The organism is Phenylobacterium aquaticum, from assembly GCF_022695515.1.
Lineage (GTDB): Bacteria > Pseudomonadota > Alphaproteobacteria > Caulobacterales > Caulobacteraceae > Phenylobacterium > Phenylobacterium aquaticum.
This window is the reverse complement of sequence record NZ_JALDPT010000023.1, coordinates 12,915-38,783: the sequence shown is the minus strand read 5'-3', so window position 1 is coordinate 38,783 and position 25,869 is coordinate 12,915. Positions and strand designations below refer to the sequence as shown.

Sequence of the window (25,869 nt, the reverse complement as noted above, 5' to 3'; positions counted from 1 at the left end):
ATCGGGGGCCGCCAGCCGAAAGTCCGTTTGCTCGGAAGGAACCCCCACCGTTGCGGCGGGCCGTCCGCCGCTATAGGTTCCGCCGCTCTATTCCCTGACGCCGGTTCGTGCGGAGTTTTCCTAAGTGGTCGATGTCTTTGACGAGGTGGAGGAGCAGCTCCGCGCCGACCGGTACAAGCAGATGGCCCTCAAGGCCCTGCCTTGGATCGCGGGCGCCCTGGGCGCGGCCCTGATCGCCGCCCTGGGAATCTGGGGTTATGACACCTACACCAGCAAGGCCACGGCCAAGGCCTCGGACGAGTACGCCCAGGCCCTCGACGCCTTCCAGGCCGGCCGCACCGACGAGGCCGACCGCCTGTTCGGCGAGGTCGCGAAGTCGTCCTCCAAGGCCTACAAGGCTCTGGCCCTGCAGCAGCAGGGCGGAATCAAGCTGGCCGCCGGCAAGACCGCCGAGGCCGTGAAGCTGTTCGACGCCTCGGCCGCCGCGGCCCCGGACTTCGTGATCGGCGACGCCGCCCGCCTCAAATCCGCCTTCGCCCTGCTCGACACCGCGCCCTATAAGGACATGGAAGCGCGCCTGGAGCCCCTGATGAAGGACGGTCGTCCCTACAAGGCCCAGGCCCGTGAGGCCCGCGCCTTCGCTAAGATCCTGGCGGGCGACTACAATGGCGCCAAGGACGACTTCGTGGTCATCTCCCTGATGCCGGACGCCCAGGACGCGCCCGGGCCCGCGCCCAGGCCGCCAAGCAGCTGATCGAATCGGGCTCGGCCAAGGCCGTGGCCGGGGCGGTGAAGGCCGCCATGGCCCTGCCGCCGCCTGTCCAACTCGCTCCGGGCGCCTCGGTCCCCGGCCTTTCCCCTTCCGCGCCGCAACAGCAAGCTCAGCCCGCCCAATGATGACTCTGCGCCGTAACGGCATCCTCGCGCTCATGCTGACGGTGGCCGTGGCCGCCGCCGGCTGCTCCACGGTCGGGAAGATCAATCCCTTCCATAAGAAGGACGACGGCCCCAAGGAGTTCGCGGCCGCCGGCCAGCGGGTCGCCGTGGTGGCCTTCGACGACAAGATCGAAGTGTCCGAGGGCCTGAAGGGCGCCGACTTCTTCCTGCCCGAAGCCCAGCCGGTCACTCAGTGGGCCCTGCCGGGCGGCACGGCCGAGAACTCGATCGAGCATGTCGCCGCCGGCGGCGGCCTCTCGGTCGCCTGGAAGCGCGGCATCGGCCAGAAGTCCACCCGCGGCGCTCACGTCACCGCCCCGCCGGTGGCCGTGAACGGCAAGATCTATGTCATGGACGGCGAGGCCACGGTCTCGGCCCACGACGCCCAGTCGGGCGCCGAGGTCTGGAAGGTCGACCTGCGTCCCAAGAACAAGCGTGACGCCGAAGCCTTCGGCGGCGGCATCGCCATCGCCGACGGCAAGCTCTATGTCGCCTCCGGCTACCGGTTCGTCGCCCAGCTCAACGCCGACACCGGCGCGGTGATCTGGAAGAAGATGACCGAGGAGCCGATCCATGCCGCCCCGACCGTGGTCGGCGGCCGGGTGTTCGTGGTGGCCATCGACAACACCCTGATGACCTTCGACGCCGCCACCGGCGCCGAGGGCTGGACCTATCAGGCCCTGTCGGAATCGGCCCGCATCCTGGGCGCCTCAAGCCCGGCGGTTTCCGGCGACACGGTCGTGGCCTCCTTCGGCTCCGGCGAACTGGTCGCCCTGCGCGCCGCCAACGGCAACGACCTCTGGAACGAGGCCCTGTCGCGCGCCAGCCGGACCAATGCGCTCTCGGAAATCCGCGACATTCCCGGCCGCCGTCATCTATCAGGGCGACGTCTACGCCGTGAGCCATTCGGGCGTCCTGGCGGCCACCGACCTGCGCACCGGCCAGCCCCGCTGGACCCTGCCGATCACCGGCATCACCACCCCTTGGGCGGCCGGCGACGTCGTCTATGTCGTCGACAAGGCCGGCAAGGTCTATTGCATCGCCCGCGAGACCGGCCAGGTCTATTGGATCCGCGATCTCAACGTCGACCGTGTGAAGAAGAAGGCCGCCTGGTACAACAGCCTCGGCAAGAGCAAGACGGACGCCAAGAAGAACGTGGTGCGTCCGCTCTGGTCGAGCCCGATCCTGGCCAATGGCCGTCTGGTGCTCGGCGCCGACACTGGCGAGATCGTCGCCCTCAACGCCAAGACCGGCGTGGTCGAAAAGTCGGTCCAGGTCGGCGCCCCGCTGCTGATCGGCCCCATCGCCCTCAACGGCGCCCTCTATTTCGTGTCGGATGAGGCTCAACTCATCGCGCTGCGCTAAGCTTAGGACCTCATGCCGCTCAGACTCGCCATCGTCGGGCGCCCCAACGTCGGAAAGTCGACCCTGTTCAATCGGCTGGCGGGCAAGAAGCTCGCCATCGTCGACGACCGCCCGGGCGTCACCCGTGACCGTCGCTTCGGCACGGGCCGGATCGGCGACATCGACCTGGAGCTGATCGACACCGCCGGCTTCGAGGACGTCACCGACGACAGCCTGGAAGCGCGCATGCGCGCCCAGACCGAACTCGCCATCGACGAGTGCGACGTGGCCGTGTTCGTGGTCGACTCCCGCGAGGGCGTCACCCCCATGGACCAGGTCTTCGCCGAGATCCTGCGCAAGCGGGACAAGCCGGTGATCCTGCTCGCCAACAAGGCCGAGGGCCGCCAGGGCGACGTGGGCATCAACGAGGCCTACAGCCTGGGCTTGGGCGAGCCCATCGCCGTCTCCGCCGAGCACGGCGAAGGCATGGCCGATCTCTACGCCGCCGTCTCGGCGATCAATGACGAGGCCGATCTCGGCGGCGAGGACGAGGGCGACAAGGCCGTCAAGATCGCCATCGTCGGGCGTCCTAACGCCGGCAAGTCGACCCTGGTCAACAAGCTGATCGGCGAGGACCGCATGCTGACCGGCCCTGAGGCCGGCATCACCCGCGACGCCATTCCAGTGGACTGGACCTGGGAGGACCGTCAGGTCCGGCTGGTCGACACCGCGGGCCTGCGCCGCAAGGCCCGGGTCCAGGAGAAGCTGGAAAAGCTCTCCACCGCCGACTCCATCCGCGCCATCACCTTCGCCGAAGTGGTGATCCTGGTGATGGACGCCACCCACCCCTTCGAGGTCCAGGACCTGCAGATCGCCGACCTGGTCGAGCGGGAGGGCCGGGCCCTGGTCTTCTGCCTGGCCAAGTGGGACCTGGTGGACGACCAGAACGCCAAGATGACCGAGATCGTCGAGGAGGCGGCGCGCCTGCTGCCGCAGCTCAAGGGCTCGCCGGTCATCGCGCTCTCTGCCGAGACCGGGCGCAACCTCGACAAGCTGATGCCCGCCGTCTTCAAGGTCCACAAGGACTGGTCGACCAAGGTCAAGACCCGCGACCTCAACGACTGGCTGGCCCAGGCGATCCAGCGCCACCCGCCGCCGGCCGTCGGCGGCCACCGGGTGAAGCCGAAATACATGGCCCAGACCAAGGCCCGGCCGCCGACCTTCGTGCTGTTCGCCAGCCGGGCGAACCAGCTGCCGGACCAGTACCGCCGCTACCTGATCAATTCGCTGCGCGAGAGCTTCGACCTGCCGGGCGTGCCCATGCGGCTGACCGTGAAGTCGAACAAGAACCCCTTCGCCGAGGGCGAGGCGCTCAGCCGTCCGACCCAGGAGCGGGTCAAGAAGACCCGCACCAAGGCCAAGACCGGTCTCGCGGCCAAGACCCTGGCGGAAGCCTCGGACAAGGCCAAGGCCGGCGCCAAGGCCAAGCCGAAGAAGGCCTATGTGTCCAAGGCCCCCAAGCCGACCGGCAAGTTCAAGGGGCAGGGCGCGTCGCCCAAGGGCCGCGCCGCCAAGGTGGCGAGACCGGGCGTGAAGCCCAAGAACGCTAGCCGCGCGATTGCTTCCACTCGGGGAACAAGACGCTAGCGGCCGGCACGCCCAGCTCCGCCTGGGCGAGCTCCACGATCAGCGGCCCGATCTCCGAGGGATCGGGCAGGGTCTCCGGATCCTCGCCCGGCATGGCCTCGGCGCGCATCTTGGTGCGCATGGCGCCTGGATCGACCAGGGCGGCCCGCACGTCGGTGTTCTCGATCTCGTCGGCCCAGGTGCGGACCAGGTGCTCCATGCCCGCCTTGGTGGCCCCGTAGGCCCCCCAGAAGGCCTTGGGACGCGCGACGCGGCCCGTGGTCAGGAAGATCGCCCGACCCTTCGGCGCGGCCTTCAGCAGCGGCTCGATGGAGCGGATCAGCCGATAGACCGAGGTCAGGTTGGTGGCGACGATCTTGTCCCACGCTCCGGTGTCAATATGAGCGATGGGGGTCAGGCCGCCCAGGATGGCGCCGGCATGGACCAGCAGGTCCAGATGGCCGTGGCGCTGATGGATGGCATAGCCCAGCTGGTCGATCCCGGACCCGTTGGTCAGGTCCAGCGGGACCAGGGTGGCGGACTTGCCGGTCAGAGCCTTGATCTCGTCGTCCAGGGCCTCGAGCCCGCCCTGGGTCCGGGCGGTGGCGATGATGTGCGCGCCGGCGGCGGCGAGCGCCAGCGCGCTGGCGCGGCCGATGCCGCGCGTGGCGCCGGTGACCAGGGCGATCTGGCCGTCGAGGGGAAGCGTCTTGTCAGTCATGGCGGGCTGTCTAAACCGTCTCGGGCGTCGTGTCCGCCCGCCTTGCATAGCGCTGGGCGATGACCGCGCAGGCCATCAGCTGCAGCTGGTGGAAGATCATAATTGGCAAGAGCATCAGGCCGAGCCCCGCGCCGGGGAACAGCACGCCGGCCATGGGCACGCCGCTGGCCAGACTTTTCTTGGAGCCGCAGAACAGGATGGTGATCTCGTCCTCGGTCGGGAAGCCGAAGGCGCGCGCCGCCATCAATGTCGCCAGCAGAACCAGGCCCAGCAGCACCAGGCAGATGAACGCCAGCCGCACGAGATCCAGGGCGCTGACCTGGCGCCAGATGCCGCCGGTCACGGCTTCCGAGAAGGCCGAATAGACCACCAGCAGGATCGACCCGCGATCCACATAGGACAGAAGCTTGGCCCGCGCCGCGATCCAGGGCCCGATCACCGGGCGAAGCAGCTGTCCGGCCACGAAGGGAACCAGGAGCTGGACGACGATCGACTGCACCGAATGGAACGACAGCCCGTTGCCCTGGGCGTGCATCAGCAGGGCGCCCAGCAAGGGTGTGATGGCGATGCCCAGCAAATTGGAGGCTGTGGCCGAGGCGACCGTGGCCGCCACATTGCCCCGGGCGATGGCGGTGAAGCCGATCGAGGACTGGATGGTCGAGGGCAGGCAGCCCAGGAACACGATCCCGGGCGCGAGCGCGACTGGCGTGATCCAGGCGGGCAGGGCGGCCATCAACAGGGTCAGCATCGGGAACAGGACGAAGGTCGCCGCCAGCACCAGCAGGTGCAGCCGCCAGTGCGTGATCCCGCGGATCACCGCCTCGCGCGACAGCTTGGCCCCATGCAGGAAGAAGACGAGGCCGATGGCGATCTTGGTCGCCAGGCCGAACACCGGAGTCGCCGCCCCGTGGGCCGGCAGGATCGAGGCCAGCACGACCATGCTGACGATCAGGATGATGTACCAGTCCGGCTTGATACGGGCGAACAGCCCGGAACGCTCTGAACTCACGCGTCGACCAGGAAGGAAAGCTGACGGTCGGCGGTGTCGTTTCGACCCTCGGCGATCTCCCGGTCCAGCAGGCGGGTGGGATAGTCGCCGGTGAAATAGTGGTCGGTGAACTGCGGGTCCTTGGGATCGCGCGGTTCGGAATTCATCGCCGAATAGAGGCCGTCGACCGACAGATAGCCCATGGAGTCGACGTCCAGGATCTTGGCGATCTCCTCGACCGAGTGGTTGGCGGCCAGCAGCTTGTCGCGGTCGGGCATGTCGATGCCGTAGAAGTCTGGCCACTTGATCGGTGGCGAGGCCGAGCGCAGGTGCACCTCGGCGGCGCCGGCCTCACGCACCATACGGACCACCCGGATCGAATTGGTGCCGCGGACGATGGAGTCGTCGATCAGCATCACCCGCTTGCCGGCTAGGACCGCGTGGTTCGGCGACAGCTTCATGCGCACGCCCAGTTCCCGGGCGCCCTGGGTCGGCTGGATGAAGGTCCGGCCGACATAGTGATTGCGGATGATGCCCATCTCGAAGGGCACCCCGGTCTCCTGGGCGTAGCCCAGCGCCGCCGGCACGCCGGAGTCCGGCACCGGCACGATCACGTCGACGTCGACATGGCTCTCCTGGGCCAGGCGGCGGCCCATGCGCTTGCGCACTTCATAGACCGAGCGGCCGTTCACCACGGAGTCGGGACGGGCGAAATAGACATATTCAAAGATGCAGGGCCGGGCCCGGGCGGCCGGGAAGGGCCTTAAGGATTCGATGCCGTCGTGGTCGATGACCACCATCTCGCCATGCTCGATATCGCGGACGAATTTGGCGCCGATCATGTCGAGCGCGCAGGTCTCCGAGGCCAGCACGTACTTGCCGTCGAGCTCGCCAAGCACCAGCGGGCGGATGCCCAGCGGGTCGCGCACGCCGATCAGCTTCTTGTTGGAGAGCGCCACCAGGGCGTAGCCGCCCTCAATGCGCGACAGGGCGTCGATGAACTTCTCGACCATGCGGGCCCGGCGCGAACGGGCGATCAGATGCAGGATAACCTCGGAGTCCGAGGTCGACTGGAAGATCGCGCCCTCGGCGACCAGCTGCTGGCGCAGGGTCAGGAAGTTGGTGAGATTGCCGTTGTGGGCGATGGCGACGCCGCCGGAGTCGAGGTCGGCGAACATCGGCTGGACGTTGCGGATGAAGCTGCCGCCGGCCGTGGAATAGCGGGTGTGGCCGATGGCGGCGTAGCCGGGCAGGCGGTCCATGAGGTCGCCGCCGGCGAAGGCGTCGCCGACATAGCCCATGTGCCGTTCGGTGTGGAAACCCTGCCCGTCGAAGCTGGCGATGCCGCAAGCTTCCTGGCCGCGATGCTGCAGGGCGTGCAGCCCGAGCGCCGTGATCGGGGAGGCCTCCGCGACGTCGAAGACGCCGAAGACCCCGCATTCCAGGCGCGGCGTGTCATCGAGGGGATCACGCTGCGGCCATCGATCCTGGACGGATTTCATCGGGATTTCTCCACCAGATCGTCGATTCCACCGCGGTCGCGGGCGTCATAGCCCCCGCCGTGTCCGGAGTCACGTTTGCTGTTCGCAGAACCTTCACGGACGGCTTTCGTGAGGGCGGGTTTGAGCTTGCCGGCCATGTCCCAGCCCTTGGGCGCGAAGGCCCTGAGCGCCGCGCCGGCGGCCGTGGTCATGGGGTAAAAGGTCGCATTGGTCAGCCACTTGGGCATCAGGGCCGCCGGGGTCGCGGCGGTGAAGGCCAGGTTGAACGCCCCTAGCAGCACGAAGGCGCGGATCAGGCCGAAGCCCAGGCCGATGGTGCGGTCCATCAGGCCCAGGATCTGGGCGTCCTGGATCTTGCGCGCCAGGCTGCCGCCGATGATCCGCAGGCCGCCATAGACCAGCGCGAAGGTCACCACCATGCCGGCCACGGCGCCGGCCCAGTCCGGATCGATCAGATTGCGTCCGATCGGGCCGGTGAACCTCAGGCCATAGACCGCGACGATCGCGGCGGCCAGGAACGAGACCACGGCCACCATCTCGTGGGCGGCGCCCTGGTAGAAGCCGATCCCGGCCGAGGCCAACAGGATCGACAGCACGATGATGTCGAAATAGGGCATCGTCCTTACGTCCAATCGCTTTCGCCGATCCGCCGGATGGCGTCGGCCAGCCGCGCCACGCCGATCGCCTTCAGCGGTCCGCCGTCCGTGCCGGCCGGGGCCAGGGCCCGGTTGAACCCCAGCTTCGCGGCCTCTTTGAGTCGCGACTCCATCCGGCTGACCGGACGCACGTCGCCCGCCAGGCTGAGTTCGCCGAACACCACGCAATCCTGGGGCAGGGCGACGTCCAGGGCCGACGAGGCGAGCGCCGCCGCCGCCGCCAGGTCCGCCGCCGGCTCACTGATCCGCAGGCCCCCGGCCACGTTCAGATAGACGTCGCGATTGCCGAGCCCCAGGCCGCAGCGCGTCTCCAGCACCGCCAGCACCATGGCCAGGCGCCCGGAATCCCAGCCCACGACCGCGCGCCGCGGCGTGCCATAGGCGGACGGCGCCACCAGCGCCTGGAACTCCACCAGCACGGGCCGCGAGCCCTCGATGCCGGCGAACACCGCCGCGCCCGCCGCCCGCTCGCCCGAGGTGTCGAGGAACAGGGCCGAGGGGTTCTTCACCTCCGCCAGGCCGGCGTCGCCCATCTCGAAGACCCCGATCTCGTCGGTGGCCCCGAACCGGTTCTTGGCTCCGCGCAGGATGCGGAACGGGTAGCCGCGCTCGCCCTCGAAGGCGAGCACCGCGTCGACGATATGCTCGATCACCCGCGGCCCGGCGATCGTGCCTTCCTTGGTGACGTGGCCGACCAGGATGACCGCCACGCCCTGCTTCTTGGCGAGCCGCGTCAGTTCGGTCGCGGCCGCCCGGACCTGGGTCACCGTGCCAGGGCCTGCCTCGTGGACGTCGCTCCACATGGTCTGGATGGAATCGATCACCACCAGGTCGAACTTGTCGCGCTTCAGCCCGTCGAGGATCTCGCGCAGCGAGGTCTCGGCGGCGAGCGCGACCGGCGCGTCGGCCAGGCCCATGCGTTGCGCCCGGCTGCGGACCTGGTCCACCGCCTCCTCGCCGGAGATATAGGCGCAGCGCACGCCGCGGCGGGCCGCGAAGGCCATCACCTGCAAAAGCAGGGTCGACTTGCCCACGCCGGGGTCGCCGCCCAGCAGGATCGCCGAGCCCGGCACCACGCCGCCGCCACAGACCCGGTCGAACTCGTCCACGCCGGTGATGATGCGGGGCGGGGCCGGCGTCGCCTCGGCCAGACCCCGGAAATCCAGCCCGCGGCCCCGCGCGCTTTTCGAGGGGGCCAACGCCCCCGGCGGCCGGCTCTGCACCTCTTCCACCAGGCTGTTCCAGGCGCTGCAGGCCGGGCACTGGCCCGCCCACTTCGACTGGGTGGCCCCGCAGGTCTGACAGACATAGACGGCGCCGTCGCGGGCCATGGAGTCTCCTGATTCGGATAAGCGGCGAGCTTACCCTCTATTGCGCGCCGGTTTCCCGACTCCACGCGTTTGTTTAGGCTTGCGCCAATTGGGGCCGCCGGGCTGCGCTTTCAAGTTGGGGACGCCATGAGTGAGGATGATCGCACGCCGCCCGCGACGGTATGGCGCGGCCTGCTGACCGGACCGCGCCGGATGTGGACCCTCGGCGGCGGCCTGGTGGTGATCGGCCTCCTGGGGGCCATGGTGCTGGCCGGACGGCACGCCGCGGCGCCGCCCGCCGAAAGCAGCGGACCCAAGCTGCGCGGGGGGCAGTCGGTCGATCTTGAGAAGCTCCAGGCCGCGACCGCCAGCCTCGACGCCGCCGCCAAGGCCATGAAGTCCAAGCAGGGCCAGGTGAAGACCCTGTCGGCCGATGCGCTGAAGGCCTATCTGCCGGCCTCCGCGGTGGGCCTGGCCCGCGGCCGGATCACGGTGGAGTCCGAGGAGGACAATGACATTTCCGGCCCCACCGTCCGTGCGCACTACGCGGGCAAGACCGGGGCGCTGGATCTGTCGGTGTCCGACCTCGGCGCGGCCGGCGCGCTTGCTGCGCTCGCCGGCGCCTTCAATGTCGAGAGCGCCCCGCGCACCGACGGGCGCATCGAAAAGGTCGGCAAGGTCGACGGCCGTATGACCGCCGAGAGCTGGGATCCCGCCACGGGCAAGGGCGAATATTCCGTCCTAGTCGCCGAGCGGTTCATGATCCACGTCGAGGGCGAGGGGATGGAGCTCACAGACATCAAGTCCGCCGCCGACGCCGTCGGCCTGGCCAAGCTGGAGGCCGCGGCGGCTCAGACCGCCTCGCCCAAATAGATCCGTTCGGCCCGCTCGCTCAGCCGCACCAAGCATTCGTGGGCCACCGTGCCCGCCGCCTCGGCCAGGTCGTCGATCAGGGCGTTGGCCCCCATCAGCTCGACCATCTGGCCGGGCGCCGCCGGGGCGTCGCCGATCTCCATGGCGATCAGGTCCATATTGATGATCAGGAACGGCCGCGCCGCGCCGGCGAACCAGCCGGCCCCGCCGGATTTCCCGGCCCGGATCAGGCCGTCGGCATAGCCCGCCGCCACCATCGCCACCCGTGTCGGGCGCTGGATCACCACGCTGCCGCCATAGCCCAGCATCTCGCCCGGCGCGATGGTGCGGATGTCCAGGATCGGCGCTTCGAAGATCGCCACCGGCTTCAGGTCGGGATGCGGCCGTTCGAACGGCCCGCCGCCATAGAGGCTGACCCCCGGCCTCACGATGTCGAACCGGTAGTCAGGGCCCAGGAACACCCCGCCGGAGGCCGCCAGGCTGGCCCGCGCGCCGGGGAATAGGGCCCGCAGCGGGGCGAAGGTCTCAAGCTGGGCGCGGTTGCGGGGCGATTGCGGTTCGGTCGCCGAGCCCAGGTGGCTCATCACCAGCTCGACCTCCAGGCCGCGTAGTCGGTCCGGCGACTGGGCCAGCGCACGGGCGTCGGTCGGGGTCAGGCCCTGGCGGTTCATGCCGGTGTCGATATGCAGGCCGACATTCAGGTCCCGCCCGGATTGGGCGGCGAAGACGGCGGCGGACTCGATCTGCGGCAGGCTGGTCAGCACCGGGGTCAGGTCGGCGGCGGCGATCCGCTCGCCGGTGCCGGCCGGCATGCCGTCCAGCACATGGATCACGCAGGGCCGCTGCGGCCCCAGGGCGGCGCGCAGGGCCTCGCCCTCGCTCAGCCGGGCCACGAAGAACCGCCGCGCGCCCTCGGCCCACAGCCGGCACCCGACCTGGGGCGCGCCCAGGCCATAGGCGTCGCCCTTCAACACCGGAGCGACCTCGGCGCCGGCGGCCTGGGCGCCCAGCACGGCGTAATTGTGCGCGAGCGCGTCGAGGTCGATCGTCAGACGCGCGGAAGAGGGGAGGGCCATCGCCGGCTCTGTTAGCGCGTCGTGGAGCTTGGCGTAAGTCCGCTACCGCTGTTCGTAGCGGCTATCGCGGGCCAGGTTGCCGAACTTGGTCAGGTCGGAGTTGAAGGACAGCCGCACGGTGCCGATCGGACCGTGACGCTGCTTGCCGATGATCACGTCGGCGACGCCCGCCACCTGGTCCATCTGCTCCTGCCAGGTCAGGTGCTCCGGCGTGCCCTCGCGCGGCTCAGCCCGGCTGAGATAGTATTCCTCGCGGTAGATGAACATGACCATGTCGGCGTCCTGTTCGATCGAGCCGGACTCGCGAAGGTCGGACAGCTGCGGCCGCTTGTCTTCGCGGTTCTCCACCTGGCGGGAGAGCTGGGACAGCGCGATCACCGGCACCGCAAGTTCCTTGGCCAGGGCTTTGAGTCCCTGGGTGATCATGCTGACTTCCTGAACCCGATTGTCGCTCTTGCCGTCGCCGCCGGTGACCAGCTGGAGATAGTCGACGAAGATCGCGTCCAGGCCGTGCAGGCGCTTCAGCCGCCGGGCCCGGGCGGTGAGCTTGGCCAGGGTGATGCCGCCGGTGGCGTCGATATAGATCGGCGCCTCCTGGATCTCGAGGGCGGCGTCGCGCAGCTTGCCGAACTCGACGGCGTCGATCTCGCCCTTGCGCAGGCGGTCGCCCGACACGCCGGAGACTTCGGCCAAGAGACGCATGGCCAGCTGCTCGGCCGACATTTCCAGCGAGAAGAAGGCCACCACCCCGCCGGACACGGTCTTCTTGGTCCCGTCGGGCTGCGGCTCCCAGGCATAGTGCCGGGCGATGTCGAAGGCGATGTTACAGGCCAGCGACGTCTTCCCCATCGAGGGGCGGGCGGCGAGGATCAAAAGGTCGGATTTGTGCAGGCCGCCGATCTTCTGGTCGAGGTCGATCAGGCCGGTCGAGATGCCCGCCAGGCCGCCCTCGCGGCTGTGGGCCTCGGCGGCCATGGTCACGGCGCCGTGCAGGGCCTCGGCGAAGGACACGAAGCCCTGGGACGTGCCGCCGGTCTCGGCGAGGGTGTAGAGCTGCTGCTCGGCCGCCTCGATCTGGTCGCGGGCCGAGCGTTCCTCGTCGGGCGCCTGGGCGGTGGCGGCAATGTCGCCGCCAATGCGGATCAGGTCGCGCTTGAGCGCCAGGTCATAGATGACCCGCGAATAGTCCGCGGCGTTCGAGGCCGGCGGGGCGCGGTCGACCAGGTCGGCCAGATAGCGGACACCGCCCAGTTCCTCGAAGGCCGGATCGCGGCTGAACTGGTCGGCCAGCAGGATCGGCTCAGCCAGCTGACCCTTGCGGACATGGGTCTCGATCGCCTGGAACAGGCGCTGGTGGAAGGGTTCGTAGAAGTGCCGCGCCTGCAGGAAGTCGCCCAGGCGTTCGAAGGCGGCGTTGTCGTACAGCACCGCGCCCAAGAGGGCCTGTTCGGCCTCGATATTGGCGGGGGCGTGGGGGATGCCCGTGTCGTTGTGAGCGGGTCGAAGATCGAGAGCGGGGACCAGAGCCATGGGTTACCGATATCTTAACGCTCGCCCCGTCGGCACTGCGACGAGACGTCCGCACACAGTTATTGAGCCTCCCTGTGGAGAACGTCGGCCGGGCGGCGCGGCCGGGACCTCCGATGCCGTGAGTCTGGCCTGTGCTTACGTCAAAACCGGACGCCGGAAACGAAAACGGCGCGGAGCCGAAGCTCCGCGCGTCCCGTGTCTAGAGCGGGTGGGACCGCTCAGGACCTGGTGGGTCTTACCACTTGTAGCTCAGGCGGCCGTAGACATAGCGGCCGCCGAAGCCGAAGGGCGTGAAGGACGAGTAGGGCGCGGCGCCCGTCGTATCCAGCGCCGGGATCACCTGGTTCGCATAGGTGTCGAACAGGTTGTCGGCGCCGATCGAGGCGGTCACCCCGATCGGGAAGGTGTAGCGGGCTTCCACGTCCACCAGACCGCGCACGCCGGTGTGGTAGTCGGCGCTGCCGTCGGCCAGGGTGCCGGGGGCCAGGACGTCGCCATAGAAGGTCGACCGCACCGTGGCGCCCCAGGCCTCACGGCTCCAGTCGCCCTGCAGGGTCAGCTTCTGGCGCGGGGCGCCCTTCTCGAACCGCAGCACGGCCTGACGCGCGAACAGCGAGACCGGGGTGGGCAGGATGGTGGCGGCCGTCGTCGGGGTCTTGGTCACATCCAGGTTGTTGATGTTGCCGGCGGCGGTCAGGTCGAAGGTGCCGGCCTGTTCGTCCTGGATGCGGTAGTGGGCCACGATGTCCACGCCGACGGTGTCGGTATCGACGCCGTTGATGAAGAAGCGGGCCGCCGACGCGCCATAGGGCGACAGCAGGTCATAGATGGTGCGGGCGTTGGTGCCCACGGCCGCCGTGGCGCTGCCGGTCAGGGTTTCGGACAGGACGATCCGGTCCTTCACCTTGATCTCATAGCCGTCGACCGTCAGCTCGAACGCGCCCTTCCGGAACACGAAGCCCAGGGCGTAGTTGTCGGAGGTTTCCGGCTGCAGGGCCTTGCCGCCCAGCGCCTTGCCCACCGGGCTGACCGACGGATAGGTGCCGGTCTCGAACGGGACGCCGTTGATATAGAGGATCGAGGTGGAGGTGTAATACTGCTGCTGCAGGGCCGGGGCGCGGAAGCCGGTCGAGACCGAACCGCGGACCGCAAAGGCCGGGGTGAAGTCGTAACGGCCGGAGATCTTGCCGGTCGTGTTGTTCCCGAAGTCCGAATAGTCCTCGTAGCGGACGGCCGCCGAGGCCGAGAGCTTCTCGGTCAGATTGCCTTCGACATCCAGATAGACGCCGACCGCGCTGCGATCCTTATCGATCACGTTGGACGGCGTGAAGCCGGTGAAGCCGCGCGAGCCCAGGGCCAGGGTGGTGAAGGGGCCGCGGATATAGGAGCCGGGCTCGCCGGCGCCGATCTTGTAGGTCTCCTTGCGGGCTTCGAGGCCGAAGGCGACGTTCAGCGGCTTGACCAGGCCGACGTCGAATTCGCGGCTGAAGTCCGAGCCGAACACCAGCTGATCATAGGTCAGCTCGCCGGCGTAGAACGAATGCGGCGAGGTCGGACCCAGCGAGGGGTTCAGGGTGTGGTCGACGTTGAAGTCGATCTGGTTCTTGCCATAGACGAGGTTGACGTCGGTCTTGAAGCCGCCGAGCTCGCCCTTCAGGCCGATGCCGGCGCTGTTGTCCTCGGTCTTGGTCTTGATCAGCGGCAGATAGCCGTCGGGATAGACCGAGATGATGTTCTGGGTGGCGTCGGTCGGGGTCCGGTAGGTGGCGGCCGAAGACGCGTCGCGCTTCTGATAGCCGTACCAGCCATAGGCGTCCCAGGTGTCGTTCAGCGGCTTGCCGGCGTTGGCGTAGAAGGACAGGTCGTCCACGTCGGCGTCGCCGAACCGCGAGGTGACCTTGCCGAAGCGCGGGTCGATGTCCGAGCGGTTGGTGTGGTCGCGGGTGCGGTATTCCGCCGACAGCGTCAGGAAGCCGTCGCCCAGCAGGCTCAGGCCCTGCCAGCCGGAGACCGTCGTGGTCTGGCCGTCGGTGACGTTCTCCTTGCGGCCGTAGAAGCCGTGCAGGCGGGTCATGTACTCGCCGCTGGTGACCGACAGGCCGCCGCCGTGATCGGCTTCGCGCAGGCGCAGGTTGATCACGCCGGCGATGGCGTCGGAACCGTACTGGGCCGAGGCGCCGTCACGCAGCACTTCGATGCGGTCGATGGCGGTGGACGGGATGGCGTTCAGGTCGACGGCGGCCGAACCGCGGCCCACCGAGCCGTTGGTGTTGACCAGGGCCGTGGCGTGGCGGCGCGTGCCGTTCACCAGCACCAGGGTCTGGTCGGGGCCCTGGCCGCGCAGGGTGGCCGGACGGACCGCGTCGGTGCCGTCAGTGTTGGACGGGCGCGGGAAGTTGATGGACGGGATGGAGGTGGCGAGCGCCGTGGCCAGTTCCGTGGTGCCGCGTTGCTGCAGGGCCTGGGCCGAGACGACGTCGACCGGGGCCAGGGTCTCAAGCCGCGAGCGGCCGACCGTGCGGGTGCCGGTGACGACCAGCTCGTCAACCTCGACCGCCGGCTTGGCGGCAGGGGCGGCGACGGCGCCGCTGGTCCAGAGGGTGGCGACGGAGGCCGCCGCGAACAGAAGAGTGCGATAGGTCATTTTCTTATCCCCTAAGGCCCGGGCGATGGGGTCGCCCTGGTTTTGATCCGGCCCAGTGACGCTTAGCTAGGGGGTGTTGGCGCCGCATCAAATGACATTTTTGCAACGCTTGCGGCCGAAAGCGCACAAAAAAGCGGCGCGGAACAGGTGTTCCGCGCCGCCTTGTAGGTCGGAGGTTGAACCTCGGCGCCGTTTAGGCGTCGCCGTAGTCGCCTTCCTGAGAACCCGCGCCGCCGGCCAGCATGTCCTGGGCGGCTTCCTCGGAGGCCATACGGTCCTCTTCGAACTGCGAGGTGATCACGTTCTCGCCGCGCGCCTGGCGCTCGGCTTCGTCGGCGCTGCGGGCGATGTTCAGGGTCACCGTCACCGTCACTTCGGCGTGCAGGCGCACCTTCACTTCGTGCAGGCCGAGCGTCTTGATCGGCTTGTCGAGGACGACCATCGAACGCTCAACCTTGCCGCCTTCGGCATTGATGATGTCCGACACGTCGCGGCCCGAGACCGACCCGTACAGCTGGCCGCTTTCGCCGGCCTGACGGATCAGGACGTAAGCGGTGCCGTCCAGCTTTTCGCCGGCCTTACCCGCCTGTTCCTTGGCCTTCAGGTTGCGCGCTTCGATCTCGGCGCGCTGGGCGTCGAAGACCTTCATGTTGGCGCTGTTGGCGCGGAGCGCCTTGTGACGCGGCAGCAGGTAGTTACGGGCGTACCCGTCCTTCACCGTGACCACATCGCCCAGGGCGCCACGGCCCTCGACGCGTTCGAGCAGAATGACTTTCATAGGTCCGGCTCCCTTACTTCACGACGTAGGGCAGCAGGGCCAGGAAACGGGCGCGCTTGATGGCCTTGGCCAGTTCGCGTTGCTTCTTGGCCGAGACGGCGGTGATACGGGACGGCACGATCTTGCCGCGCTCGGATACGTAACGCTGCAGCAGCTTCACGTCCTTGTAGTCGATCTTCGGCGCGTTGGCGCCCGAGAACGGGCAGACCTTCCGGCGACGGAAGAAGGGGCGGCGGGCGGCGCCCGCAGCGGCCGGAGCCGCGGAGGTTTCGTCGGTCATGAGGATCCTCCCTTTCTTTAGAAGCTGTCTTCGCGGCGCGGTTCGCGCTCGCGGTCACGGTCGCGACGGGCCAGAACCGGCGAGAGTTCGAGGTCGAGCTCTTCGACGCGGACGGTCATGTAACGCAGCACGTCTTCATTGATCGACAGCTGGCGCTCCATCTCCTTCACCGCCGCCGGAGGGGCGTCGATGGCGAGCAGGGAGTAGTGACCCTTGCGGTTCTTCTTGATGCGATAGGTGAGGTTGCGCAGACCCCAGTACTCGATCTTGGCGACGGCGCCGCCACCCTCTTCGATGAGGGCCTTGATCGTGTCGTTGAGGGCTTCGGCTTGTTGCGGCGAAATATCCTGCCGCGAAATGACAACGTGCTCGTAGAGCGCCATAGGTCCTTTTCCCTTGTGGGCTGCGGCGCGTCCGGCGGCGGGTGACCGTCGAAAGCGATGGATCCCGGGCGAGGCGTACGGGGCTTTCCCGTACCTTTTGAATTCCGTGCCTGGGACCGCAGTCCGTGAAGAGCGGGGCTCATAGGGGAAAAAGCGTTGCCGGGCAACCTTTTCCTCCCTCGCGGAGCGGGGGAGGGGGACCGCGCCGAAGGCGTGGTGGAGGGGGCGAGGCTGGGCGCGGCATCTGGGGCCGCCCCCTCCACCGGCTTCGCCGGTCCCCCTCCCCCGTCAGGACGGGGGAGGAATTATGAACCCTACTTCGGGTGCTTCGCGCGCCAGGCCTTGAGCGAGGTCATGGTCTGGTTGACGTGGTCGTCGGCGGCCATGTTCGTATAGGCCGAGATCACCGTGCCGTCGGGGGCGATGACGTAGGAGCTGCGCGCCGACAGGTCCATCGGCATGGTCATGCCGGCCATCTTGAGCGGGGAGTCATAGGACTTGGCGATCTTGGCGCCGACATCGGCGGCCACCGGGAACTTGCCGCCGCAATGCTCGGTCTCGCTGGAGAAGGCGGCCAGCTCGTCGACCTTGCCGGCGGTGACCCCGATCAGGGTCGCGCCCTGGGCCTTGAAGTCGGCGGCGGCCTCAGAGAACAGGTGGGCTTCCAGGTTGCAGCCCTTGGTGTGGGCCGACGGGAAGAAATACAGCACCACCGGGCCCTTCTTGCGGGCGGCGGCCATGTCGAAGGTGAAGGGCTTGCCGGCCAGATAGGCCGGGGCGGTGAAGTCGGGGGCCTTGGCGCCCGGCGCCAGATCGGCCAGGGCGGGGGTGACGGCGGCCGTGGCGAGGGCGACGGCGGCGAGAATGGCGGTGCGAGTCATGGGGGATCCTCCTGCTTGGCCGATGATACGCACACTTTAGCCGTCTGGACGCAGCCCTGTCTTCGCGGCAAAGGCGGTAGCTTAGGTTTCCTGGCGGAGTTCCGGACATGACGGCGGCGGCGGACGTGGCCTTGCGCGATATCGATATCCCGGAACTGCCCAACCATTACCGGGGCAAGGTCCGCGACAATTACGACCTGCCGGACGGGCGGCGCATCATCATCGCCTCGGACCGCATCTCGGCCTTCGACCGGATCCTGGCGGCGATTCCCTACAAGGGCCAGGTGCTCACCCAGACCGCGCGGTTCTGGTTCGAGGAGACCGCCGACATCTGCCCCAATCACGTCCTGTCCTATCCGGATCCGAACGTCGTCGTGGGCCAGAGGCTCGACATCCTGCCCGTCGAGATCGTGGTGCGCGACTATCTGGCCGGCACGACCGGCACCTCGATCCTGACCCTCTACAAGCAGGGCCAGCGCACCATGTACGGTACGACCCTGCCGGACGGCCTGCGCGACAATCAGCAGCTGCCGACCCCCATCATCACCCCGACCAGCAAGGCCTTCGACGGCGGCCATGACGAGCCGCTCAGCGCCGCAGAGATCCTGGACCAGAAGCTCCTGACCGCCGAGCAGTGGGAGACGGTGTCGGCCTATGCGCTCGCCCTGTTCGCCCGCGGCCAGAAGATCGCCGCTGAGCGCGGCCTGATCCTGGTCGACACCAAGTACGAGTTCGGCCTCGACCGCGACGGCAAGATCATCCTGGCCGACGAGATCCACACCCCCGATTCCAGCCGCTACTGGTTCGCCAGCTCCTATGCCGACAGCTTCGCCAAGGGCGCCCGTCCGGAGAGCTTCGACAAGGACTTCGTGCGCGCCTGGGTGGCGGAACGCTGCGATCCTTACAAGGATGAGATCCCGCAGATCCCCGAGGCGATGCTTTGGGAGACGTCCGCGGTCTATGTGAAAGCCTTCGAGACCATCACCGGCCAGACTTTCTTTGCGCCGGACCCGAGCGAGCCCGTGCACGCCCGTCTGCGGCGCAACCTCGCCCAGTTCTTCTAGTGGAGTATCCGCCGATGCGCGCGATCCAGACCAGCCTCCTGGCCCTCACTCTGGCGCTCGCGGCCCACGCCGCCCAGGCCGGCGACGTGGTGGTTCATGCCGGAACCCTGATCGACGGGATCTCGGCCCAGCCCCGGCAAAAGGTGTCGGTGCTGATCCACGACGACAAGATCACCGCCATCAAGGACGGCTTCGTCAGTCCCGCCGGCGCCCAGGTGATCGACCTGTCCAAGGCGACCGTCCTGCCGGGCTTCATCGACGTCCATGTCCACATCGGCGCCAAGCTGCCCAGCACCACCAACGCCACCGAATACTGGGTCACCCACTCGGCCATCGACCAGGCCTTCGACGACGCCGTCTATGCCCGCGCCATGCTGCAGCAGGGCTTCACCAGCGCCCGCGACGTGGGCGGCGGCGACGACAGCGTCTCGGTGCGCGCCGCCATCGACGCCGGCAAGATTCCCGGCCCGCGCCTGTGGGTGTCGCTCGAGGCGCTCGGCCCCACCGCCGGCCACGGCGATCCGCGCTCGGGCCTCGATCCGGCCCTGTCACATCCGGGCTGGGAGAACGGCATCGTCGATACGCCCGAGATGGCCCGCATCCGGGTGCGGGAGCACAAGCGCCGCGGCGCCAATCTCATCAAGATCATGCCGTCCGGCGGCATCGCGTCGACCGGCGACGATCCACGTCAGCAGCTGATGACCGACGAGGAGATGAAGGTCGCCGTCGACACCGCCCACAGCCTGGGCATGAAGGTCGCCGCCCACATCTATCCGGCCGGCGCCATCGAGGCCGCCGTCCGCGCCGGCGTGGATTCCGTCGAGCACGGCTCCTTCGCCACCGATCAGACCTTCGCCCTGATGAAGGCGCACGGGACCTATCTGGTGCCGACGCTGACGGTGTTCGACACCTTCTACGCCGCCGCCCGCGACCATCCGGAGCTGCTGACCCCTGGCACCGCCGCCAAGGAACTGGCCAATGATCTGCTGCCCAAGCAGAACCTGCCGCGCGCGCTCAAGTCCGGCGTCAAGATCGCCTATGGCACCGACCTGGGCGAGGGCGACCACGCCATGGAGTTCCGGCTGTTCATCGAGGGCGGCATGGCCCCGATGGACGCGGTCTTCGCCGCCACCCGCAACGGCGCTGAGCTGATCGGCTCCGACAAGATCGGCGCGGTCGCGCCCGGCCGCTATGCCGATCTGGTGGCTGTGCCCGGCGATCCGCTCAAGGATGTCACCCAGTATGAGAAGGTGGCCTTCGTCATGAAGGGCGGGGTGGTCTATCGCGAGGGCGGCAAGCCTACCGCCCAGCCCTAGGCCAGGGCCCGCTTGGCCACATAGGCCGCGGTCGCCAGGATCATCAGGGCGAACAGCCGTCGTGCCAGGTCCGCTCGCCCAGCGAGCGCCTTGGCCGCCGGCAGGCCGATCGCGGTGCCCGCCGCGCCGCCGAGCACCAGCAGGCCGAACAGCGGCCAGTCCACCAGGCCGGACGCGGCGTAGCTGGCGCTGGTCGCCGCGCCGAACAGCGCCACCGACACCAGGGAGGACGCCGCGGCGTTGGCCAGCGTCATACCGGTCGCCGCCATCAGGCCCGGCGCAATCAGGAATCCGCCGCCGATCCCGAAGAAGCCGGCGGCAAGGCCGGTGACGAGGCCGACCGGCGCAAGCCTGCGGGTCAGGGCCGGGGTCAGATGCACGTCGGGATCGCCGACGCTCCTGCGGGGCAGCAGCATCGACAGGGCGACCAGCCCCATGGCGAGCGCGAACCACACCAGCAAGGGGCCCGCCGGGGTCGCCTTGGCGAACTGGGCCCCGACCAGGGCGCCGATGAGGCCCGAGCCCCCGAACACCAGGGCGCAAGGCCACTTGACCCGTCCGGCCCGCGCCTGGGCGGCCAGTCCCGCGGCGGCGTTGACCGCCACGGCCGCCGCCGAGGTCCCGATCGCGACATGGGCGTCCGCCACCCCCACTCCATAGAGGAGGAGCGGGGTCGCCAGGACGGAGCCGCCGCCGCCGAACACGGTCAGCAGAAAGCCGATCACTCCGCCGCCGGCGACGGCGATGAGGTCGGGCCAAAAATGCGCGGGCATGGGATCAGGCCTGGACCCGGTTCCAGGGCGCGAGCGCCAGGATCTTCGCCATGCCGCAGAAGCCGGTGACGCCGGCGAAGGTCAGTCCGGCGCCGACAAAGGCCGACAGGCCGTAGAAGCCCGGGTTCACCGTCACCCCCAGGATGACCCCGGTCAGGACCAGCAGCCCCGCCGTGATCATCACTTGGCGGTTCATCTCGATCGGCGCCTTGGCGTTCTCGGCGACGGGAAGCCCGGCCTTGGTCCAGGCGTCCAGACCGCCTTCCAGCACATAGGCGTCGCCATCGATACGGGCGGCCAGTCGCTCGCAATTGGAGCCGGTGCGCATGCCGGTCTTGCAGGTGAACACCGCGTCCTGGCCGGCTTCGATCTTCAGGTGAGCGGTCTCGAAGCTCGACAGCGGGCGCGACAGGGCGCCGGGCGCATGAGCGCGGGCGAATTCGTCAGGCTCGCGGATGTCGATCAGGACGGCGCGGCCGTCCTTCAGGCGCCGGGCGACCTCAGGGGCGGGCAGGGGGATCAGGCGGGACGTCATGGGATATCCTCATGTCTGGGGGACAGAAGATCTCGGCCAGCGTCGACACCACCTTCACGGCGGCCGGATCGGCGATGCGGTACCAGATGGTCTGACCCTCCCTGCGGGTGGCCAGGACCTCCTCCTGCCGCAACACCGCCAGATGCTGCGACAGGGCCGATTGCGATAGGCCGACCAGGGGCTGGAGTTCCCCGACCGATTTTTCGCCGCCGGCCAACTGGCACAGGATCATCAGGCGCCGCTCATTGGCGAGCGCGCGAAGAAGCTTGGCGGCTTCCGTGGCGCTGGCCTCGAAACGGGCGATGTCGAAGGACGCGAGATCGAACATGAGCGATATATATAAGTTGACGCTAATTTAGCAATGGCTAATATGAAGGGATCAACCCAACTGAGGCTCTTCCGATGTCCGCCGACGTGCAAGCCTTCTTCGACACCGCGACCAACACGGTGACCTATCTGGTGTCCGATCCCGCGACCGGCGCCGCGGCCCTGATTGACCCGGTCCTCGACTTTGTCGCCGCCTCAGGCAGCCTGTCCCATGCCTCCGCCGATCGGTTGCTTGCCGAGATCGAGGCGCGGGGCCTCAGCCTGAAGTGGATCCTCGAGACCCACGCCCATGCCGACCACCTCACCGCCGCCGACTATCTGCGCCAGCGCACCGGGGTTCCGGTGGCCACCGGCGCCCTGGTCACGGGGGTCCAGAAACGTTTCGCCCGCATGTTCGAAGCCGATGATGTCGACCTGACGGGCGCCGCCTTCGATCGCCTGCTGGCCGACGGCGACACCCTGGAGCTCGGCGAACTGACCATTGAGACCCTGCACACCCCCGGCCATACCGCCGCCTGCGTCACCTTGCGGATCGGCGACGCCGTCTTCGTCGGCGACACCCTGTTCATGCCGGACTACGGCACGGCGCGGACAGATTTCCCCGGCGGCGACGCGGCGACCCTCTACCGGTCGATCCGCCGGATTCTCGACCTGCCGCCCCAGACCCGGGTCTTCACCGGCCATGACTATCCGCCCGCAGGTCGCGCCCAGCCGGCCTGGGAAAGCAGCGTCGCGGAACAGGCGGCCGGTAATGTCCACATCCATGTCGGAGTGGACGAACAGGCCTTCGTCGCCCAGCGCCAGGCGCGGGATAAGACCCTGTCGCCGCCCGCCCTGGTCATGCCGGCCCTGCAGGTCAATATCCGCGCCGGCGCCCTGCCGCCGCCGACCGCGGCCGGCCATGTCTATCTGCGGATCCCGGTGCACATGACCTAGGGCAGGCGGGCCTTGTACGCCGCCCGGGTCGCCTGGAACCGGGCGAAGGGGAACTTGATCGGCACCCCCTCCAGGGCGGCGGCCAGCATCTCCAGGTGCGCCTCCCATCCGGCGCAGGATCGGGCGACGTCCTCGCTGGCCGGAAGCTCCAGGGTCAGGGTCAGGCGTGAGCCCTGGCCCTGGGGCTCGACCCGCCAGGTGACCGGCCGCAGCGGTTCGTCCGGCCCGCTCCAGGAATATTCCAGCACCGGCCGGGCTCATAGGCGCTGACCACGCTGTCGATGACGATCCCGGAATCGACGAAGTTCAGCCGGGCCCGGCCGCCGGTCTTCAGCTCGATCTCACCGGGCGCCAGCCAGTCGACGAACTTGGCGGGCTCGGTCAGCGCCGCCCAGACGACCGGGGCGGGGTGGTCGAACACCCGCGTCAGCGTCGCCTGGGCCTGGTCTCCGAAGAAATCCAGAACGCCCAGGTCTTCTGCGGCTTCGGACATGGCGGGCTCCTGATCTGTGGGTCGCCCGATTGACCGCCCCCCGCGCAGGCCCGGCCATGATCCAGGTCAAGCTTCGGCTCGCGCGCCCGAATGGAATCCGCCATTCTGGGCCCATGCAGAACGAACCATTTTTTCAAAGGGACGGTATTTATTACGTCCCGCAATCATCCTCGCGCGGCCCCTGGAACCCCCAATCCCTGCACGGACGCGTTATCGCCGGCCTGCTCGGCCACGCCCTTGAAGACGCCTTTGGCGATCCCGGCTTCGTCCCGGCCCGCCTGACCGTCGACATGTACAAGCTGCCCGGTTTCGACCCGATCGAGATCAAGACCGCGCTCGTCCGCGAGGGCGGCCGCATCAAGGTGGCCGAGGCCGAATTCATTTCCGGCGGCGTCTCCATGGCCCGCGCCTCCTGCCAGTTCCTGCGCATCACCGAGGCGCCGGCCGGCGAGGTCTACGGCCCTGGCAACTGGGACGTCCCCCTGCCGGAAGACATTCCCGCCCCCGATCCGGGAACGGGACCCATGGGTCGCATGTGGGCCACCCGTCCCATCCAGGGCGGCTTCGGCCAGCCAGGCAAGGTGCGCCAGGTCTGGATGAGCGAGGTGCGCGAGATCGTCGGCGGCGCCCCTCTGACCCCATTCCAGCGCGTCGCCATCGCCTGCGACTTCGTCAGCCCCTTCGCCCACGCCTCGTCGGAAGGCCTCAGCTACATCAATTCCGACGTCACCCTCTATCTCCAGCGCCTGCCGGTGGGGGAATGGATCGGCTTCGAGAAGACCGACCACCAGGCGACCCTGGGCGTGGCGGTCGGCGAATGCCGCCTCTACGACCGCGAAGGCCCCATCGGCCTCGCCGCCTGCGCCGCCCTGGGCCAGAGACGTCCGCCGCCGAAGCCCTAGTCAGCCGATCCGGCTCGACATGCCGCCGTCGACGTGCAGCACCACGCCGGTGATGAACCGCGCCTCGTCCGAGGCAAGGAACAGGGCGGCATAGGCGGTGTCGTCGGCCGTGCCCATCTGGCCGCCCAGGGGCACGCGGCCGGCGCGGGCGGCGCGGACCGCCTCGACGGTCTGGCCCGTGGCCTGGGCGATGCCCTCGACCGCCATGGGGGTGTCCATCAGCCCCATGGCGATGGCGTTGCAGCGCACGCCCTTGCCGGCGTTGGCCTGGGCGACGCTGGTGGTCATGCGGTTCACCCCGGCCTTGGAGACCTCGTAGGCCATCTGGTTGCCGCCGGCGATCCCGGCCAGGGACGACACATTGACGATCGACCCGGCGCCGGCCTCGCGCATCAGGGGTAGGGCGGCCTTGGTGGTCAGCCACATGCCTTTCAGGTTGACCAGCATGATCCGGTCGAAGGCGGCTTCCTCCAGCCGATGCGCCGGCCCGTCGCCGCCGCCGCCGATCCCCACATTATTGACCAGGATGTCGATCCGGCCCCATCGCGTCCTGGCGGCGTCGACGATGGCGGCCGCCTGGTCTGGGCGGGTGATGTCGGCCTGGAAGCTCCAGGCCTTGCCGCCCTCGGCGCCGATCATCGCCGCGGTCTCTTCGGCCCGCTCAGGGGCGCGATCAACGCACAGCACCTCGGCGCCTTCGCGGGCGAACATCAGAGCGATGGCCCGGCCGTTGCCCAGGGTCTCCCCCGGCGTCTGGCCCGCGCCTACGACCACGGCGACCTTGCCGGAGAGACGGCCCGCCACGTCAGAAGCCCTTCAGGTCGGGATCCAGGGTCTGGCCCGGATCGAGCTGCACCCCGAAGCTGTTCAGGATCATCGAGACCTGGGTGTACTGGCCGGCGGTGAACACCACGTCCATGCACTGCTTGTCGCTGAAATGGGCCTTCAGCGCGGTCCAGGTGGGCGTGGTGATGAACTGGTCGTGGTGCAGTTCGTCGCTGGCCTTCAGCAGGGCCGCGTCGGCCGGGCTCCAGTTGGGGGCCTCGGCCCCGACCTTGATCGCCGCGACCTCCTCAGCCGTCAGCCCGCTTCGCAGCCCGATCTCGGTGTGCTGGGTCCATTCGTAGCCGGACTTGCAGAGGTAGCCGATGCGCAGGATCACGATCTCCCGCTCGCGGGCCGGCAGGTCGTTGCGCTTGGACAGGATGTAGTTGCCCCAGGCCAGGAAGCCCTTGGCCGCCTTGGGCGCCCGAACAAAGGTGCGGAAGATGTTCAGCACCCGGCCTGTGGCCATCATCGGCGCCACGATCTCCTTCTGGTCGGCGTCGAACTCGTGGTCCGCCAGGGGCGCGATGCGCGGGCTAGTCAGTCGCATTCCGGTCTCCTCCCGGGGCGGTCGCCGCCCTCTTGAGGACCAGTCTATCGGGCTGCGCTTCCGCCCCGCAAAGCAAATGTTCGAAGAAGCGGTTTGGGCTCCGGCTAGCTGTCCAGGTGCGGCCAGGCGGCGGGATAGGTGGTGCGGCGCTCCGCGTCGGGCGCGCGGACGCTCTGGGGCAGGCGCCAGGCCAGGGGCAGCATGGCGAAGGCGGCCTGTCCGGCCAGGCCCAGCACCCCGGCCGGCGCGGCGAGGCCCTTCAGGACCGCGGCCGGGGACTGCCCGAAGATCGTCAGCGCCATGGTCATTTCCAGCGCCATCATCAGGGCGAAGGCCGCGACGCCCATGGCGGCGCGATCGAGGAACCGACGGAAGGCCCAGGGGCGGTCGAGGATCCAGCCGCAGATCAGCCAGGACACCGCCAGCATGATCGGCAATTCCAGCATGACGGCGGCGACGGCGCCGGCCAGAGGCGCGATCAGCATCACCCGCACCGCGCCCATCAGGACGCCGGCGGCGAAGGTGAGGGCGGCATAGAGGCCGGCCATGGCCCAGATCGTCTGTGCGCGGTTCATCATCGGTGATGTCCTCCCAGTCCCAGGACCATGGACCGGAGGCGC

Annotated in this window: 27 protein-coding genes and 1 pseudogene; 9 read left to right on the top strand and 19 right to left on the bottom strand. The window is 68.7% G+C overall.

Features of this window, described 5'->3' with window-relative positions:
* The first annotated feature begins 124 nt into the window (after positions 1 to 124).
* The 4 genes and pseudogenes from MQH10_RS16475 to der all read left to right on the top strand — a co-directional run bounded on the left by MQH10_RS16475 (position 125) and on the right by der (position 3,927).
* Complete coding sequence (locus tag MQH10_RS16475) at positions 125 to 754, top strand: tetratricopeptide repeat protein (RefSeq protein WP_242565109.1); 630 nt, start codon at positions 125 to 127, stop codon at positions 752 to 754.
* A 139-nt stretch (positions 755 to 893) separates the two neighbouring features.
* A pseudogene (locus tag MQH10_RS26890) lies at positions 894 to 1,947 on the top strand (PQQ-binding-like beta-propeller repeat protein); the annotation flags it as partial.
* 81 nt (positions 1,948 to 2,028) lie between these two features.
* Positions 2,029 to 2,301 (top strand): PQQ-binding-like beta-propeller repeat protein, encoded by a 273-nt coding sequence (locus tag MQH10_RS27120; RefSeq protein ID WP_419720785.1) that lies wholly within the window; start codon positions 2,029 to 2,031, stop codon positions 2,299 to 2,301.
* Between the two features lie 12 nt (positions 2,302 to 2,313).
* Positions 2,314 to 3,927 (top strand): ribosome biogenesis GTPase Der, encoded by a 1,614-nt coding sequence (gene der / locus MQH10_RS16465; RefSeq protein WP_242565108.1) that lies wholly within the window; start codon positions 2,314 to 2,316, stop codon positions 3,925 to 3,927.
* Here the strand turns inward: der and MQH10_RS16460 are convergent.
* The 5 genes from MQH10_RS16460 to radA are packed head-to-tail and all read right to left on the bottom strand — an operon-like array spanning position 3,887 to position 9,104.
* Entirely contained in the window at positions 3,887 to 4,627 is a 741-nt protein-coding gene (locus tag MQH10_RS16460) for an SDR family NAD(P)-dependent oxidoreductase (protein WP_242565107.1), read from the bottom strand. The genes der and MQH10_RS16460 overlap by 41 nt on opposite strands.
* 10 nt (positions 4,628 to 4,637) lie before the next feature.
* The gene (locus tag MQH10_RS16455) at positions 4,638 to 5,636 is read right to left on the bottom strand and encodes a bile acid:sodium symporter family protein (protein WP_242565106.1); all 999 of its coding nucleotides are present in this window, start codon (positions 5,634 to 5,636) and stop codon (positions 4,638 to 4,640) included.
* Positions 5,633 to 7,117, bottom strand: coding sequence for an amidophosphoribosyltransferase (gene purF / locus MQH10_RS16450; protein WP_242565105.1), 1,485 nt, complete (start codon positions 7,115 to 7,117; stop codon positions 5,633 to 5,635). Before purF ends, MQH10_RS16455 begins: the two co-directional genes overlap by 4 nt.
* Complete coding sequence (locus MQH10_RS16445; protein WP_242565104.1) at positions 7,114 to 7,734, bottom strand: CvpA family protein; 621 nt, start codon at positions 7,732 to 7,734, stop codon at positions 7,114 to 7,116. The genes purF and MQH10_RS16445 overlap by 4 nt, the downstream gene beginning before the upstream one ends.
* Positions 7,735 to 7,739: 5 nt before the next feature.
* Positions 7,740 to 9,104 (bottom strand): DNA repair protein RadA, encoded by a 1,365-nt coding sequence (gene radA, locus MQH10_RS16440; protein WP_242565103.1) that lies wholly within the window; start codon positions 9,102 to 9,104, stop codon positions 7,740 to 7,742.
* Positions 9,105 to 9,230: 126 nt separating this feature from the next.
* On the opposite strand from radA, the gene MQH10_RS16435 reads away from it, so the two are divergent.
* Positions 9,231 to 9,956, top strand: coding sequence for a hypothetical protein (locus MQH10_RS16435; protein ID WP_242565102.1), 726 nt, complete (start codon positions 9,231 to 9,233; stop codon positions 9,954 to 9,956).
* Here MQH10_RS16435 and alr read toward each other — a convergent pair.
* The 7 genes from alr to MQH10_RS16400 form a co-directional block, all read right to left on the bottom strand.
* On the bottom strand, positions 9,935 to 11,032 hold the full coding sequence (gene alr / locus MQH10_RS16430) for an alanine racemase (RefSeq protein WP_242565101.1): 1,098 nt from the start codon (positions 11,030 to 11,032) through the stop codon (positions 9,935 to 9,937). The genes MQH10_RS16435 and alr overlap by 22 nt on opposite strands.
* A gap of 42 nt (positions 11,033 to 11,074) precedes the next feature.
* Positions 11,075 to 12,562 (bottom strand): replicative DNA helicase, encoded by a 1,488-nt coding sequence (locus MQH10_RS16425; RefSeq protein WP_242565100.1) that lies wholly within the window; start codon positions 12,560 to 12,562, stop codon positions 11,075 to 11,077.
* 235 nt (positions 12,563 to 12,797) lie between these two features.
* A complete protein-coding gene (locus tag MQH10_RS16420) occupies positions 12,798 to 15,206 on the bottom strand; it encodes a TonB-dependent receptor plug domain-containing protein (protein ID WP_242565099.1) in 2,409 nt (802 codons plus the stop codon).
* A 193-nt stretch (positions 15,207 to 15,399) separates the two neighbouring features.
* Entirely contained in the window at positions 15,400 to 15,984 is a 585-nt protein-coding gene (rplI, locus tag MQH10_RS16415; protein ID WP_242565098.1) for a 50S ribosomal protein L9, read from the bottom strand.
* Between the two features lie 13 nt (positions 15,985 to 15,997).
* Entirely contained in the window at positions 15,998 to 16,264 is a 267-nt protein-coding gene (gene rpsR, locus MQH10_RS16410) for a 30S ribosomal protein S18 (RefSeq protein WP_242565097.1), read from the bottom strand.
* A gap of 17 nt (positions 16,265 to 16,281) precedes the next feature.
* Positions 16,282 to 16,647: a 30S ribosomal protein S6 gene (rpsF, locus tag MQH10_RS16405; protein ID WP_242565096.1), complete on the bottom strand. Its 366-nt coding sequence runs from the start codon at positions 16,645 to 16,647 to the stop codon at positions 16,282 to 16,284.
* Between the two features lie 314 nt (positions 16,648 to 16,961).
* A complete protein-coding gene (locus MQH10_RS16400; RefSeq protein WP_242565095.1) occupies positions 16,962 to 17,528 on the bottom strand; it encodes a peroxiredoxin in 567 nt (188 codons plus the stop codon).
* Between the two features lie 107 nt (positions 17,529 to 17,635).
* Between MQH10_RS16400 and MQH10_RS16395 the strand changes: the two genes are divergently transcribed.
* Both MQH10_RS16395 and MQH10_RS16390 read left to right on the top strand, forming a co-directional pair.
* Positions 17,636 to 18,592 (top strand): phosphoribosylaminoimidazolesuccinocarboxamide synthase, encoded by a 957-nt coding sequence (locus tag MQH10_RS16395; RefSeq protein WP_242565094.1) that lies wholly within the window; start codon positions 17,636 to 17,638, stop codon positions 18,590 to 18,592.
* Between the two features lie 14 nt (positions 18,593 to 18,606).
* Positions 18,607 to 19,908: a metal-dependent hydrolase family protein gene (locus MQH10_RS16390; protein ID WP_242565093.1), complete on the top strand. Its 1,302-nt coding sequence runs from the start codon at positions 18,607 to 18,609 to the stop codon at positions 19,906 to 19,908.
* Here MQH10_RS16390 and MQH10_RS16385 read toward each other — a convergent pair.
* From MQH10_RS16385 to MQH10_RS16375, 3 genes are read right to left on the bottom strand one after another with little or no spacing between them, the layout of a single operon-like run.
* On the bottom strand, positions 19,905 to 20,681 hold the full coding sequence (locus MQH10_RS16385; RefSeq protein ID WP_242565092.1) for a sulfite exporter TauE/SafE family protein: 777 nt from the start codon (positions 20,679 to 20,681) through the stop codon (positions 19,905 to 19,907). The two genes, MQH10_RS16390 and MQH10_RS16385, sit on opposite strands and share 4 nt — an antisense overlap.
* Before the next feature lie 4 nt (positions 20,682 to 20,685).
* Positions 20,686 to 21,216, bottom strand: coding sequence for a rhodanese family protein (locus tag MQH10_RS16380; RefSeq protein WP_242565091.1), 531 nt, complete (start codon positions 21,214 to 21,216; stop codon positions 20,686 to 20,688).
* Positions 21,182 to 21,544 (bottom strand): ArsR/SmtB family transcription factor, encoded by a 363-nt coding sequence (locus MQH10_RS16375; RefSeq protein WP_242565090.1) that lies wholly within the window; start codon positions 21,542 to 21,544, stop codon positions 21,182 to 21,184. Before MQH10_RS16375 ends, MQH10_RS16380 begins: the two co-directional genes overlap by 35 nt.
* 74 nt (positions 21,545 to 21,618) lie before the next feature.
* On the opposite strand from MQH10_RS16375, the gene MQH10_RS16370 reads away from it, so the two are divergent.
* The gene (locus MQH10_RS16370) at positions 21,619 to 22,479 is read left to right on the top strand and encodes an MBL fold metallo-hydrolase (protein ID WP_242565089.1); all 861 of its coding nucleotides are present in this window, start codon (positions 21,619 to 21,621) and stop codon (positions 22,477 to 22,479) included.
* 160 nt (positions 22,480 to 22,639) lie between these two features.
* On the opposite strand, the gene MQH10_RS16365 is transcribed toward MQH10_RS16370, so the two are convergent.
* Positions 22,640 to 22,972 carry an SRPBCC domain-containing protein gene (locus tag MQH10_RS16365; protein WP_242565088.1) on the bottom strand — a complete coding sequence of 111 codons (333 nt, stop codon included), beginning with the start codon at positions 22,970 to 22,972 and terminating at the stop codon, positions 22,640 to 22,642.
* Positions 22,973 to 23,085: 113 nt separating this feature from the next.
* On the opposite strand from MQH10_RS16365, the gene MQH10_RS16360 reads away from it, so the two are divergent.
* On the top strand, positions 23,086 to 23,874 hold the full coding sequence (locus MQH10_RS16360) for a thioesterase family protein (RefSeq protein WP_242565087.1): 789 nt from the start codon (positions 23,086 to 23,088) through the stop codon (positions 23,872 to 23,874).
* Here the strand turns inward: MQH10_RS16360 and MQH10_RS16355 are convergent, their stop codons facing one another.
* The 3 genes from MQH10_RS16355 to MQH10_RS16345 form a co-directional block, all read right to left on the bottom strand.
* Positions 23,875 to 24,678: an SDR family NAD(P)-dependent oxidoreductase gene (locus MQH10_RS16355; RefSeq protein WP_242565086.1), complete on the bottom strand. Its 804-nt coding sequence runs from the start codon at positions 24,676 to 24,678 to the stop codon at positions 23,875 to 23,877.
* 1 nt (position 24,679) lies between these two features.
* Entirely contained in the window at positions 24,680 to 25,249 is a 570-nt protein-coding gene (locus MQH10_RS16350; RefSeq protein ID WP_242565085.1) for a carboxymuconolactone decarboxylase family protein, read from the bottom strand.
* Between the two features lie 104 nt (positions 25,250 to 25,353).
* Positions 25,354 to 25,827 (bottom strand): hypothetical protein, encoded by a 474-nt coding sequence (locus MQH10_RS16345; protein WP_242565084.1) that lies wholly within the window; start codon positions 25,825 to 25,827, stop codon positions 25,354 to 25,356.
* Positions 25,828 to 25,869 lie beyond the last annotated feature (42 nt).

Excerpts from the sequence above, each read along its gene's own strand:
- der (WP_242565108.1), top strand. The coding sequence starts at position 2,314 with ATGCCGCTCAGACTCGCCATCGTCGGGCGCCCCAACGTCGGAAAGTCG.
- MQH10_RS16460 (WP_242565107.1), bottom strand. The coding sequence starts at position 4,627 with ATGACTGACAAGACGCTTCCCCTCGACGGCCAGATCGCCCTGGTCACC.
- purF (WP_242565105.1), bottom strand. The coding sequence starts at position 7,117 with ATGAAATCCGTCCAGGATCGATGGCCGCAGCGTGATCCCCTCGATGAC.
- MQH10_RS16445 (WP_242565104.1), bottom strand. The coding sequence starts at position 7,734 with ATGCCCTATTTCGACATCATCGTGCTGTCGATCCTGTTGGCCTCGGCC.
- radA (WP_242565103.1), bottom strand. The coding sequence starts at position 9,104 with ATGGCCCGCGACGGCGCCGTCTATGTCTGTCAGACCTGCGGGGCCACC.
- MQH10_RS16435 (WP_242565102.1), top strand. The coding sequence starts at position 9,231 with ATGAGTGAGGATGATCGCACGCCGCCCGCGACGGTATGGCGCGGCCTG.
- alr (WP_242565101.1), bottom strand. The coding sequence starts at position 11,032 with ATGGCCCTCCCCTCTTCCGCGCGTCTGACGATCGACCTCGACGCGCTC.
- MQH10_RS16425 (WP_242565100.1), bottom strand. The coding sequence starts at position 12,562 with ATGGCTCTGGTCCCCGCTCTCGATCTTCGACCCGCTCACAACGACACG.
- MQH10_RS16420 (WP_242565099.1), bottom strand. The coding sequence starts at position 15,206 with ATGACCTATCGCACTCTTCTGTTCGCGGCGGCCTCCGTCGCCACCCTC.
- rplI (WP_242565098.1), bottom strand. The coding sequence starts at position 15,984 with ATGAAAGTCATTCTGCTCGAACGCGTCGAGGGCCGTGGCGCCCTGGGC.
- rpsR (WP_242565097.1), bottom strand. The coding sequence starts at position 16,264 with ATGACCGACGAAACCTCCGCGGCTCCGGCCGCTGCGGGCGCCGCCCGC.
- rpsF (WP_242565096.1), bottom strand. The coding sequence starts at position 16,647 with ATGGCGCTCTACGAGCACGTTGTCATTTCGCGGCAGGATATTTCGCCG.
- MQH10_RS16400 (WP_242565095.1), bottom strand. The coding sequence starts at position 17,528 with ATGACTCGCACCGCCATTCTCGCCGCCGTCGCCCTCGCCACGGCCGCC.
- MQH10_RS16395 (WP_242565094.1), top strand. The coding sequence starts at position 17,636 with ATGACGGCGGCGGCGGACGTGGCCTTGCGCGATATCGATATCCCGGAA.
- MQH10_RS16390 (WP_242565093.1), top strand. The coding sequence starts at position 18,607 with ATGCGCGCGATCCAGACCAGCCTCCTGGCCCTCACTCTGGCGCTCGCG.
- MQH10_RS16385 (WP_242565092.1), bottom strand. The coding sequence starts at position 20,681 with ATGCCCGCGCATTTTTGGCCCGACCTCATCGCCGTCGCCGGCGGCGGA.
- MQH10_RS16380 (WP_242565091.1), bottom strand. The coding sequence starts at position 21,216 with ATGACGTCCCGCCTGATCCCCCTGCCCGCCCCTGAGGTCGCCCGGCGC.
- MQH10_RS16375 (WP_242565090.1), bottom strand. The coding sequence starts at position 21,544 with ATGTTCGATCTCGCGTCCTTCGACATCGCCCGTTTCGAGGCCAGCGCC.
- MQH10_RS16370 (WP_242565089.1), top strand. The coding sequence starts at position 21,619 with ATGTCCGCCGACGTGCAAGCCTTCTTCGACACCGCGACCAACACGGTG.
- MQH10_RS16365 (WP_242565088.1), bottom strand. The coding sequence starts at position 22,972 with ATGTCCGAAGCCGCAGAAGACCTGGGCGTTCTGGATTTCTTCGGAGAC.
- MQH10_RS16360 (WP_242565087.1), top strand. The coding sequence starts at position 23,086 with ATGCAGAACGAACCATTTTTTCAAAGGGACGGTATTTATTACGTCCCG.
- MQH10_RS16350 (WP_242565085.1), bottom strand. The coding sequence starts at position 25,249 with ATGCGACTGACTAGCCCGCGCATCGCGCCCCTGGCGGACCACGAGTTC.
- MQH10_RS16345 (WP_242565084.1), bottom strand. The coding sequence starts at position 25,827 with ATGATGAACCGCGCACAGACGATCTGGGCCATGGCCGGCCTCTATGCC.